Below are 11,824 nucleotides of genomic sequence, written 5' to 3'. Positions count from 1 at the left end.
TTCAGTAGCCCCAGGGCGTCGGCGGGGCCGCGACGGTCTTGGTCAGGTCGAATTCGACCTGGAACTTGCGCCCGCCGGGACGGGTGAGTTCGTAGACGAAACGCTCGCCGGGATGGATTTCCATCGCCCAGGTGTTGGTAACCGAGTCGTTCAGGCCTTCCTTCTCGAACAGTGCGATCGACTCGGCGTCGACCGGGAATTCCTGGCGCTGGTCGGTGCCGGCGTTCTGGGTCTCGCCGCCGTACATCGTCACCGGATCCTCGCTGCCGTCGGGCTTGCGGTGGTCGTGCTTGAGCTGCAGGCCGTGCTCGGTGCGGGTCAGGATCCAGGTGCGCGAATGGTCGTCGCCGACATGGAAAGGAATCCGCAGTTCGCGCGTCTTGTCGCTGCAGCCGCGCACGTGCATCACCAGTTCCTTGCCCTCGAAGGGATCAGGCGCGGCATCGGCGGCCGGCGCGGGCTCGTTGGCGACGATGCGGCCGGCAAAGGCCTCGCCGCAGTGGCGCGCGATCGCCGCCAGGAATGCGTCGGCGGGCACATGCTCACGCGCGGCGGCCTCGGCGGCCGCAGCCGCGGCAGCATCAGCGGTCGGATTGGCCGGTGGCGGACGGGTGTCGGCGGCCGGTTCGGTGTTGCCGCAGGCGGCGAGCACGAGGGCGGCGGCCAGGGCGGTCGGGATCAGGAGTCGGTTCATCGCGCCACCCTACCCGCCCATACCGCGCAACGGCAACCCGGGTCCGCCCGGGTTGCCGATCAGGCGTCGTAGAGGGCCAGCAGTTCGGCCTCGGCCGTCTCCAGCTCGTCGCGCAGCGCCGCCTGCTGCTGGCCCAGCTCGGCCACGCGCGGGCCATCGGCATAGGTCGCCGGGTCGGTCAGCATCGCCTCGATTCGGGCCAGTTCAGCCGCAAGTTCGGAGACCCGCGTCTCGACCTTCTGCAGCCGATGCGGATTGACCTTGGTGCGCGGCGGCGGCGGGGCCGGCGACGCCTCGGCGACGGGCGTGGCGGCCGGCGTGCGCAACTCGCCGGCATTGCCGCGCGCGCGCAGCCACGCTGCGTATTCGTCGAGGTCGCCATCGAAGGGCACGACCTGGCCATCGGCAACGCGCCAATAGAGGTCGCTGACCAGGCCGATGAGGTGGCGGTCGTGCGAGACCAGCACGATCGCGCCGGGGAAGTCGCTCAACGCCTCGGCCAATGCCTCGCGCATCTCCAGGTCCAGATGGTTGGTCGGCTCGTCGAGCAGCAGCACATTGGGCTGCAGCCAGGCGATCAGCGCCAGCGCCAGTCGCGCCCGCTCGCCGCCGGAGAAACCGTCGATGCTCTCGAACGCGCGGTCGCCGGGAAAGCTCCATTTGCCCAGGAAGTCGCGGAAGGCCTGGGTGGCGACGTTGGGCGAGAGTTCGCGCAGGTGGTCGATCGGCGACGTGCCGGCAACCAGCGACTCGACCGTATGCTGGGCGAAGTAGCCGATCCGCAGGTCCGGATGCGCGTAGCGCTCGCCGGCCAGCAGCGGCAGGTCGCCGACCAGCGACTTGACCAAGGTGGATTTACCGGCGCCGTTGGGACCCAGCAGGCCGATGCGGTCACCGGCCTCCAAACCAAAGCCCACCTTGTCCAGAATCACCACCTGTCCGTCAGCCGACGGATACCCGCAGACGCCGTCGTTGATGCGCAGCAACGCGTGCGGCAGCTTCAGCGGCTGCGGGAAGTCGATCCGCACCTCGCGCTCGGCGCGCACCGCTTCGGTGTCGGCGAGCTTGGCCAGGCGCTTGACCCGCGATTGCGCCTGCTTGGCTTTCGCCGCGCTGGCCTTGAAGCGATCGATGAACTTCTGCAGGTGCGCGCGCTCGGCCTGGGTCTTTTCGTGGGTGATCTGCTGCAGGCGCAACTGCTCGGCGCGCTGACGCTCGAACGCGGTGAAGTTGCCGGTGTAGAGCTTCGCGCCGCCGCCGTGCAGATGCAGGGTGTGGGTGCAGACGTTGTCGAGGAACTCGCGGTCGTGGCTGATCAGCAGCAACGTGCCGGGGTATTTGAGCAGCCACTGCTCCAGCCACAGCACCGCATCGAGGTCGAGGTGGTTGGTCGGTTCGTCGAGCAGCAGCAGGTCGCTGGGCGTCATCAGCGCGCGCGCCAGATTCAGGCGCACGCGCCAGCCGCCGGAGAACGTGGCGACCGCGCGCTGGTGAGTCTCAGCCGGAAAGCCCAGGCCGTGCAACAGCTTGCCGGCGCGCGCCGAGGCGTCGTAGGCGCCGAGCTCGGCCATGCGCACATGGGCCTCGGCCACGGCCTCCCAGTCCTCGGCGGCCATTGCATCGGCCTCGGCCTTGAGCACGCTGGCGACCGCAGCATCGCCGCCAAGCACGAACTCGATCGCCGGATCGGGCAACGACGGCAGTTCTTGGGCGATGCTCGCCACGCGCAGCCGGTTGGGCAGGTCGAGGTCGCCGCGGTCGGCTTCGACTTCGCCGCGCACGGCCGCGAACAGCGACGACTTGCCGGCGCCGTTGCGGCCGACCACGCCGGCGCGCCAGCCCGAGTGCAGGGTGAGGTCGACGTCGGACAGCAGCAGGCGTTCGCCGCGCCGCAGGGCGAAATTCTTGAAGGAGATCATTGGTTGATTTTACAGGAGCGCGACCCGGAACCCGCCGACCCGTGCCGTCGTTTCATAAACGGAACAATCGAAACCTATTGCTGGCTGCATTGACGCCTTTGAAACGCGCCTGTTAAATCGGCATTAACACCGCCTCCCCTTCCCCCAAAGCTCGAGGTCTGCCATGTCCCGCCATCGCCTCACCCTCGCCGTGCTCGCGGCCCTGCTGCCCGTCGCTCCCGCCGCGCTCGCGCAGGACGCCCAGCCGCAGACCCGCACCTCCACCCTCGACACACTGATCGTCACCGGCACCCGGGTCAGCGACCGCACGGTGGCCGAATCGCAGTCGCCGATCGATATCATCACCGCCGAATCGCTGCAGGCCACCGGCACGACCGAACTGGCGACCGCACTGGCGCGCGCGCTGCCGTCGCTGAACTTCCCGCGCCCGGCGCTGGTGGACGGCTCCTCGGCGATCCGTCCGGCGCAGTTGCGCGGTCTGTCGCCCGACCAGGTGCTGGTGCTGGTCAACGGCAAACGCCGCCACGCCTCTTCTCTGCTCAATCTCAACGGCACGATCGGTCGCGGCTCGGCCCCGGTCGATCTCAACACGATCCCGGTCTCGGCGATCGAGCGCGTCGAGGTATTGCGCGACGGCGCTTCGGCGCAGTACGGCTCGGACGCAATCGCCGGCGTGGTCAACATCGTGCTCAAGGGCGCCTCGCAGGGCGGCAGCCTGGCGGTGAATCTGGGCCAGTACTCGGCCGGCGACGGCACCCAGCACCAGATTGCCGGCGACACCGGCCTGGCCCTGGGCGAGCGCGGCTTCCTGCACCTGTCCGCCCAAGTCGGCCAGCAGGAGGCGACCAACCGCGCGCGGCCGTTCGCCGGCACGCCCGGCCCGACCCAGCCCGCGCTCGGGCAGAAGGCGTTCGTGATCGGCGAGCCGGAGGTCGACTTCGGTGCCGTCGGCTTCAACACCGACATCGCGCTGACCGATGCGATCAGCGTCTATGGCTTCGGTACCGCCAGCAACCGCGATGTCACCTCGTTCGCGTTCTTCCGCGCCCCGGCCAACCCGACCCAGAACATCCGCAGCATCCATCCCGATGGTTTCCTGCCCGAAATCAACAATATCTCCAAGGATCGTTCGATCGTCGCCGGCCTCAAGGGCCATACCGCCAGCGAATGGAACTGGGACCTGAGCTACAACTACGGCTACAACCGGCTGGAGTTCTATACCCGCAATTCGCTCAACGCGAGCCTGGGGCCGGATTCGCCGACTTCGTTCTATGACGGCGCGTTGGAGACCACGCAGAACATCATCAACTTCGATGTCAGCCGGCAGTTCGACTGGGGTCTGGCCTATCCGGTGACGCTGGCCTTCGGTGCCGAGGGCCGTAACGAGAAGTGGAACCAGTCGCCGGGCGAGCCGGGCTCGTACATCGACGCGGGCGCGGGCGTGCCCGGTGCGGCCGCCGGCGCGCAGGGCTTCGGCGGCTTCGCACCGGGCATCGCCGGCGCCTACGACCGCGACAGCCACGCGGTCTACGCCAACCTGGAAGCCGATCTGACCGAGAAGTTCTCCAGCGGCGTGGCCGCACGCTGGGAGGACTACGACGACTTCGGCAGCCAGCTGTCGGGCAAGCTGTCGGCGCGCTATGCGTTCACCGATGCGGTCGCGCTGCGCGGCACGGTGTCGAGCGGCTTCCGCGCGCCGTCGCTGGCCCAGCAGTACTTCCAGACCGTGAGCACGGTGTTCCTGCCGGGCATCACCACACCGTTCGAGATCCGCACGTTCCCGGCCAGCAGCGCGGTCGCACGGGCCTTCGGCGCCGAGCCGCTCAAGCCCGAGGAATCGCTGTCCTACAGCCTGGGTCTGGTGCTGCAGCCGGTCGACAACCTCTACGTCACCGTCGATGCCTATCAGATCGACGTCGACGACCGTATCGCGCTGTCGTCGAACCTGACGGGCGACGCGGTGCGCGCGCTGCTCGAGTCGCAGGGGATCTTCGGCGTCAACGGTGGCCGCTACTTCACCAACGCCATCGACACCCGCACCCGCGGCGTGGACGTCGTCGGCACCTATCGCTGGGACCTGACGGCCGGCAGCCTCGACCTGACCGCCGGCTACAACCATTCCAAGACCGAGATCACCCGCATCGCCGACAACCCGGCCGCGCTCGAGGCGATCGGCGTGGATCTGGAGCGCATCGATCGCGTCGAGGCGGGCCGCATCGAGCAGGGTTTCCCGCGCAATAAGCTGCTGCTGGCCGGCACCTGGAATGCCGCCGACTGGGGCTTCTCGCTGTCGACCACCCGCTACGGCAGCGTGCGCACCACGCCCAACAACCCGGCGCTGGACCAGAAGTACGGGGCCAAGTGGCTGGTCGACGTGTCGGCGACCTACAAGCCGGGCGAGAACTGGGCATTGACGCTGGGCGCCGACAACGTGCTCAACGAATACCCGGACGAAAACATCTTCGGCAACTCGACCAACGGGCAGTTCCCGTACAGCAATCTGTCGCCGTTCGGTTTCGGCGGCGCATTCGGCTACGCCAAGATCGCCTACACCTGGTGATCCACGGTCCGGCCCCTGCATGGCGCCGGACATCCAATGCGCCGTCGTCGTGCAGGCGACGGCGCGCCGATGTCTGCGCTCGCAGCCGTGATGGCACGCATCGCCGCGCCCGTTGGCTTGCGGGCGCGGGTTGCCTGGATACGGACGCGTCGGCGACACTGCAATACTTGTCCCCCACACTTCGCCGATGCCGCACAACACCGACCTGATCAACATCGTCGCCGTCGGCCTGGGCATGGCCTTCGTGTTCGGCGCGCTCGCCAACCGGCTCCGGCTCTCGCCGCTGGTGGGCTATCTGGTCGCAGGCATCCTCGTCGGACCGTTCACGCCCGGCTTCGTCGCCGACCAGGCGCTGGCCGACCAGTTGGCCGAGATCGGCGTGATGCTGTTGATGTTCGGCGTCGGCCTGCACTTCTCGCTCAAGGACCTGCTCGACGTGAAGTCGATCGCGATCCCGGGCGCGTTGACCCAGATCACCGTGGCCACCCTTCTGGGCTGGGGACTGGCGGCGCTGATGGGATGGCCGACCGTCCAGGGCATCGTGTTCGGCTTCGCGCTGGCGACCGCCAGCACGGTCGTGCTGCTGCGGGCGATGGAGGAGCGCCGGTTGCTCGACACCACGCGCGGCAAGATCGCGGTCGGCTGGCTGATCGTCGAGGACCTGGCCTGCGTGATCGCCCTGGTGCTGATGCCGGTGCTGGCCGATGTGATGCACAGCACCGGCGGCGAGGAGACCACGGTCGGCTCGGTGCTGCTGAGCGTCGGCTGGACGCTGCTCAAGGTCGCGATGTTCGTCGCGGTGATGCTGCTGGTCGGGCGGCGCGTGATCCCGTGGGTGCTCGAGCGGATCGCCGGCACCGGTTCGCGCGAACTGTTCACGCTGTCCGTACTCGCGATCGCGCTGGGCGTGGCGTTCGGCTCGGCGGCGATCTTCAGTGTGTCGTTCGCGCTCGGCGCGTTCTTCGCCGGCATGCTGCTCAACGAGTCGGAGCTCAGCCACAAGGCCGCGAACGATTCGCTCCCCCTGCGCGACGCATTCGCGGTGCTGTTCTTCGTCTCGGTTGGCATGCTGTTCGACCCGCGCATCCTGTTGGTGCACCCCTGGCAGGTGCTGGCGACGGCGCTGATCATCATCTTCGGCAAGTCGGCGGCCGCGTTCCTGATCGTGCGCGCGTTCAAGCACCCGACCAGCACCGCACTGACGATCTCCGCCAGCCTGGCGCAGATCGGCGAGTTCGCCTTCATCATCGCCGGGCTCGGCGTGGCGCTGGACATCCTGCCGCCCGATGGCCGCTCGCTGGTGCTCGCCGGCGCGCTGATCTCGATCATGGCCAACCCGCTGATCTTCGGCCTGCTCGACAGCTGGCAGGCGCGTCGCGCGGCCGCCACGGCGGCGTCGGCACCCGAGCCGGCCCAGCCGATCCAGGTGATTCCGGCCGACCTGCGCGGCCATGCCATCCTCGTCGGCTACGGTCGCGTCGGCCGGCAGCTGGCCGAACTGCTGCAACAGCGTGAAGTGCCGCTGGTGATCGTCGAGGACGATCCGGACCTGGTACGCAAGGCCCGCGATCGCGGCCTGCTGGTGGTGCGCGGCAACGTCGCCTCCGAACCGGTGATGCGTGACGCCGCTCCCGAGCGCGCGGCGCTGGCGATCTTTGCCATCCCACAGGCACTGGAAGCCGGCGAGGCGATCGAGCGCATGAAAGCCATCAATCCGGGTATCACGGTGCTGGCACGCGCGCACAGCGACGGCGAAGTCCGCCATCTGCTCGAGCACGGCGCAGACGGCGCGGTGCTGGCAGAGCGCGAACTGGCCTATTCGCTGGCCGAGATGGTCATGTCGACGCCGCCGTTCCGACCGGTACGTCCGGGCAGCGACGCGGCCACACCGCCGGCGCCGCAGCCGGGCTGAGCGCAGACCTGGGTCAGCGCAGTTCGGCGTCGAGATAAGGCGCCAGGCGCGGCCACGCGAATTCAAAGCCCGAGGCCAGCAAGCGCGCCGGCAACACGCGCTGTCCGTCCACCAGCAGCGTGGCCATCTCCCCCAGGCCCAAGACGAGTGCGCGCGCCGGTACCGCCAGCACCACCGGCCGCCGCAGGGCATCGGCCAGCGCGCGGGTGAAACCGGTGTTGTCCACCGGCTCGGGCGCCGTGAGATTGCACGCGCCGACCGGCGCCTGCGGCTCGCCGCGCAGATGCGCATACAGTAACGCAAGGACGGCCGCCACCCAGTCCTCACGTGCGATCCAGCTCAGCATCTGGCGGCCGTCTCCGAGCCGGGCGCCAAGGCCGAGCCGGAACGGCGGCAGCAGCCGCTGCAGCATGCCGCCGTCGGGATGCAGCACCACACCGGTCCGCAGCCGCACCACCGGCACGCGGTCCTCGGCAACGCGGGCGGCGGCCTCCCATTCCTCGCACAGACGATGCTGGAACTCGTCGTGCGGCGCGCGCCCCTCGTCCAGCGGCAGGTCGCCCTGGGCGCCATACCAGCCGACCGCCGAGCCGCTCAACAGTACCTTCGGCGGGACATGCGCCGAGCGAATCCAGTCGACGAGGACACGCGTCGGGATCAAGCGGCTGTCGCGCAGCACCTGCTTGCGCGCGGCGCTCCAGCGGCGTTCGGCAATGCCGGCGCCGGCCAGATTGACCACCGCATCGAAACGGTCGTCCGACCACAACGCGGCGTAGTCGCGGACCTCGACGCCGTCCGGGGCCGGGGTCGAGGCCCGGCGCGAAAGCCAGGTCACACGCGCGCCATCGCGCTGCAGCGCGCGGGTCAATGCGCTGCCGAGAAAACCGCTGCCGCCGGTGATCAGGATGTGCATGCCGAAGGCCCTGCCGCGTTGCGGGGATGCTCGCGCGGCGGTGGGGAAGCGAGCGTCAAGGTCATGGCGAACCGCGCTTCGGCGGGTCGAAGGACGGTGTATCGGGAGGGCCCGTGCCCCACCCGGCGCGCCAGGGGCGCGCCGACCTCCCCCGCGCGCGGGGGAGGTGTCTGGATGACCTTGTACATGTCCAGATTGAACAGCGGCCTCCCCTCGGGCGGGGAGGTGTCCGTATTCGCTCGCGCCGAGACCACGCGACGGCTGGAGAGGTGCAGCCTGCGGGCGCGTCAGCGGGGGTCAGGCCTTCTTGAAGCCCAGTTCACCGCCGGCCGCGTCGACCACGATCGTGTCGCCGCTGGCGAATTCGCCGGCGAGGATGCGCGAGGCCAGCGGGTTCTCGAGCTGCTGCTGGATCGCGCGCTTGAGCGGACGTGCGCCGTAGACCGGGTCGAAGCCGACGTTGCCCAGCAGGTCGAACGCCGCGTCCGAGACCTCGATGCGCAGCCCGCGCTCGGCCAGGCGCTTTTCCAGCCCGCGCATCTGGATCTTCGCGATCTCGCGGATCTGCGCCTTGCGCAGCGGGTGGAACACGACGATGTCGTCGAGCCGGTTGATGAACTCGGGCCGGAAATGCGCCTGCACCACGCCCATCACCGCGGCCTTCATCTGCGTATAGGCCTCGGCCGAATCGTCGCCGGCCAACTCCTGGATCTGGTGCGAACCAAGGTTGGAGGTCATCACGATCACCGCATTGCGGAAATCGACCGTGCGGCCCTGGCCATCGGTCAGACGGCCATCGTCAAGCACCTGCAGCAGGATGTTGAAGACGTCGGGATGCGCTTTTTCGACCTCGTCGAGCAGGATCACGCTGTAGGGCCGACGGCGCACCGCCTCGGTCAGGTAGCCGCCTTCCTCATAGCCGACGTAGCCCGGAGGCGCGCCGATCAGCCGGGCGACCGAGTGCTTCTCCATGAACTCGCTCATGTCGATGCGCACCATCGCGTCCTGGCTGTCGAACAGGAACTCGGCGAGTGCCTTGCACAGCTCGGTCTTGCCGACGCCAGTCGGCCCCAGGAACAGGAACGAACCGGTCGGACGATCGGGATCGGACAGCCCGGCGCGCGAGCGGCGCACCGAATCGGACACGACCTTGATCGCCTCCTCCTGGCCGACCACGCGCGCATGCAGCTGCGACTCCATCGCCAGCAGCTTCTCGCGCTCGCCCTCGAGCATCTTGCTGACCGGAATACCGGTCCAGCGCGCGACGACCTGCGCGATTTCCTCGGCGGTGACCTTGTCCTGCAGCAGTTGGAAGCCCTGGGTCTCGGCCTCCTGCGCCGCCTTGAGCTGCTTCTCCAGTTCCGGGATGCGCCCGTACTGGATCTCGCTCATGCGCGCATAGTCCTGCGTACGTTGCGCCGATTCGAGATCGAGCTTGGCGGCCTCGATCTGCTCCTTGATCTTGGTCGCGCCCTGCACCGTGGCCTTCTCGGCCTTCCAGACTTCCTCCAGGTCGTTGTACTCACGCTCCAAGGTGCCGATCTCGGCCTCGAGGTCGGACAGGCGCTGCTTCGACTCGGCGTCCTTCTCCTTCTTCAGCGCCTCGCGCTGGATCTTGAGCTGGATCAGCCGGCGCTCCTTGCGGTCGAGCTCCTCGGGCTTGGAGTCGATCTCCATGCGGATGCGGCTGGCCGCCTCGTCCATCAGGTCGATGGCCTTGTCGGGCAGTTGGCGGTCGGCGATGTAGCGGTTGGACAGCGTGGCCGCGGCGACGATCGCCGGATCGGTGATCTCCACGCCGTGGTGCACCGCGTAGCGCTCTTTCAGTCCGCGCAGGATCGCGATCGTGTCCTCGACACTGGGCTCGCCGACGAACACCTTCTGGAAGCGGCGCTCGAGCGCGGCGTCCTTCTCGACGTACTTGCGGTACTCGTCGAGCGTGGTCGCGCCGATGCAGTGCAGCTCGCCACGGGCGAGCGCGGGCTTGAGCATGTTGCCCGCGTCCATCGCGCCGTCGGCCTTGCCGGCGCCGACCATCGTGTGCAGTTCGTCGATGAACAGGATGATCTGGCCCTCGTTCTTGGCCAGGTCATTGAGCACGCCCTTAAGGCGCTCCTCGAATTCGCCGCGATACTTGGCACCGGCGATCAGCGCGCCCATGTCCAGCGAGAGCACGCGCTTGCCGCGCAGGCCTTCGGGCACCTCGCCGTTGACGATGCGCTGGGCCAGGCCCTCGACGATCGCGGTCTTGCCCACCCCGGGCTCGCCGATCAGCACCGGATTGTTCTTGGTGCGCCGCTGCAGCACCTGCACCGTGCGGCGGATCTCCTCGTCGCGACCGACGACCGGGTCGAGCTTGCCGCTCTCGGCGCGCGCGGTCAGATCGATCGTGTACTTCTCCAGCGCCTGGCGCGCGTCCTCGGCGTTTTCGTCCTGCACGCTCTCGCCGCCGCGGATCTTCGCAATCGCGGCCTCGAGCCGGGCCTTGTCCGCGCCGGCCGCCTTCAGCGCCTTGCCTGCGTCGCCGCCGTCGTCGAGCGCGGCCAACACGAACAGTTCGGAGGCGATGAAGGCATCGCCGCGCTGCTGGGCAAGCTTGTCGGTGACGTTGAGCAGGCGCGACAGGTCGTTGCCGACCGACAACTGCCCGGCCTGTCCGGTCACCTTGGGCATGCGCTCGAGCGCCTCGGTCAGCCGCTCGCGCAGCACCGGCACGTTGACGCCGGCCTGGCCCAGCAGCGGCCGGGTACCGCCGCCCTGCTGGTCGAGCAGCGCCAGCAGCAGGTGCGCCGGCTCGATGAAATTGTGGTCGCGGCCCACGGCCAGCGACTGCGCGTCGGCCAGCGCCTGCTGGAAACGCGACGTGAGCTTGTCCATCCGCATGACGGGTGTCCTCGAAGAGAGAGGCCGGCGCCTGCCGGCGATGTCCACCAGATGCGGCCGAAGCGGCCGGTTGCAAGCGTCCGCCGGCGTTCCGTTGGCCCCGAGCCGGCGAACGGTCGCCGTGTCCTCACCCGGCGCAGGCACCGCGCCCGGCAGGATGCGGGGCGATCCCGCCTGGAGCACGCCCATGCAGTACCGCCTGTATTACTGGAACGGCCTCCAGGGGCGCGGCGAGTTCGTTCGCCTGGCGCTAGAGGACGCAGGCGCCGACTACATCGACGTGGTGCGCGAGCAGGGCGATACGGCGATGGACTCGTTCCTCGCTGGCCAGGCGAGCGGCCTGCGCCCCTTCGCCGCTCCGTTCCTGGAGGCCGGCGGCCAGGTCATCGCCCAGGTTGCGGCAATCCTGCACTTCCTCGGCCCGCGGCTGGACCTGGTGCCCGACGATGCGGCGGGCCGGCTGCAGGCGCTGCAACTGCAGCTCACGATCGCCGACCTGGTGACCGAGGTCCACGACAGCCACCATCCGATCGCCAGCGCCGCGTACTACGAGGACCAGAAGGAGGCCGCGGCGCGCCGGGCGGCCGACCTTCGCCAGCACCGCCTGCCGAAATTCCTCGGCTACTTCGAAGCCGTGCTCGGCCAGGCCGGCGGTGCGCACGCGCTCGGGCGCCACTCCTATGTCGACCTGTCACTGTTCCAACTGCTGCGCGGCCTCGACTACGCCTACCCCGAGGCGATGGCGTCGCTGTCGCCGACACTGCCGCGGCTGCGCGCGCTCGAGGCACGGATCGCCGAGCGCCCGAACCTCGCAGCCTACCTGGCCTCGACGCGTCGGCTGCCGTTCAACGAACAGGGCATCTTCCGCCACTACCCCGAACTCGATGGCGCGATTGCACGCTCGAGCCTGTGACACGCTGGGCGGATTCACATCGGTTTATCG

The 11,824-nt window shown here is 68.9% G+C and carries 7 protein-coding genes; 3 read left to right on the top strand and 4 right to left on the bottom strand.

The annotated features are described in order from the left end of the window. Position 1 precedes the first annotated feature (1 nt). Both WAF18_RS07525 and WAF18_RS07520 read right to left on the bottom strand, forming a co-directional pair. Entirely contained in the window at positions 2-694 is a 693-nt protein-coding gene (locus tag WAF18_RS07525; RefSeq protein ID WP_183426613.1) for a hypothetical protein, read from the bottom strand. Positions 695-753: 59 nt separating this feature from the next. Further along, on the bottom strand, positions 754-2,613 hold the full coding sequence (locus tag WAF18_RS07520; protein ID WP_337244548.1) for an ABC-F family ATP-binding cassette domain-containing protein: 1,860 nt from the start codon (positions 2,611-2,613) through the stop codon (positions 754-756). A 163-nt stretch (positions 2,614-2,776) separates the two neighbouring features. On the opposite strand from WAF18_RS07520, the gene WAF18_RS07515 reads away from it, so the two are divergent. Both WAF18_RS07515 and ybaL read left to right on the top strand, forming a co-directional pair. Beyond that, positions 2,777-5,173 (top strand): TonB-dependent receptor, encoded by a 2,397-nt coding sequence (locus WAF18_RS07515; protein ID WP_337244547.1) that lies wholly within the window; start codon positions 2,777-2,779, stop codon positions 5,171-5,173. A gap of 187 nt (positions 5,174-5,360) precedes the next feature. Beyond that, the gene (gene ybaL, locus WAF18_RS07510; protein ID WP_337244546.1) at positions 5,361-7,085 is read left to right on the top strand and encodes a YbaL family putative K(+) efflux transporter; all 1,725 of its coding nucleotides are present in this window, start codon (positions 5,361-5,363) and stop codon (positions 7,083-7,085) included. Positions 7,086-7,098: 13 nt separating this feature from the next. Here ybaL and WAF18_RS07505 read toward each other — a convergent pair whose 3' ends face one another. Both WAF18_RS07505 and clpB read right to left on the bottom strand, forming a co-directional pair. Next, the gene (locus WAF18_RS07505; RefSeq protein WP_337244545.1) at positions 7,099-7,998 is read right to left on the bottom strand and encodes a TIGR01777 family oxidoreductase; all 900 of its coding nucleotides are present in this window, start codon (positions 7,996-7,998) and stop codon (positions 7,099-7,101) included. A 297-nt stretch (positions 7,999-8,295) separates the two neighbouring features. Beyond that, the gene (gene clpB, locus WAF18_RS07500; protein WP_337244544.1) at positions 8,296-10,881 is read right to left on the bottom strand and encodes an ATP-dependent chaperone ClpB; all 2,586 of its coding nucleotides are present in this window, start codon (positions 10,879-10,881) and stop codon (positions 8,296-8,298) included. 187 nt (positions 10,882-11,068) lie between these two features. Between clpB and WAF18_RS07495 the strand changes: the two genes are divergently transcribed. After that, positions 11,069-11,794, top strand: coding sequence for a glutathione S-transferase (locus WAF18_RS07495; RefSeq protein WP_337244543.1), 726 nt, complete (start codon positions 11,069-11,071; stop codon positions 11,792-11,794). Positions 11,795-11,824 lie beyond the last annotated feature (30 nt).

This window comes from Luteimonas sp. gir, assembly GCF_037198055.1.
Lineage (GTDB): Bacteria > Pseudomonadota > Gammaproteobacteria > Xanthomonadales > Xanthomonadaceae > Luteimonas > Luteimonas citri_A.
Note: the sequence above shows the minus strand (reverse complement) of the source record. Positions and strands in the feature narration are given on the sequence as shown.

What these genes read in the sequence shown, in the direction of transcription:
- WAF18_RS07525 (WP_183426613.1), bottom strand. Translation starts at nt 694, where the DNA reads ATGAACCGACTCCTGATCCCGACCGCCCTGGCCGCCGCCCTCGTGCTC.
- WAF18_RS07520 (WP_337244548.1), bottom strand. Translation starts at nt 2,613, where the DNA reads ATGATCTCCTTCAAGAATTTCGCCCTGCGGCGCGGCGAACGCCTGCTG.
- WAF18_RS07515 (WP_337244547.1), top strand. Translation starts at nt 2,777, where the DNA reads ATGTCCCGCCATCGCCTCACCCTCGCCGTGCTCGCGGCCCTGCTGCCC.
- ybaL (WP_337244546.1), top strand. Translation starts at nt 5,361, where the DNA reads ATGCCGCACAACACCGACCTGATCAACATCGTCGCCGTCGGCCTGGGC.
- WAF18_RS07505 (WP_337244545.1), bottom strand. Translation starts at nt 7,998, where the DNA reads ATGCACATCCTGATCACCGGCGGCAGCGGTTTTCTCGGCAGCGCATTG.
- clpB (WP_337244544.1), bottom strand. Translation starts at nt 10,881, where the DNA reads ATGCGGATGGACAAGCTCACGTCGCGTTTCCAGCAGGCGCTGGCCGAC.
- WAF18_RS07495 (WP_337244543.1), top strand. Translation starts at nt 11,069, where the DNA reads ATGCAGTACCGCCTGTATTACTGGAACGGCCTCCAGGGGCGCGGCGAG.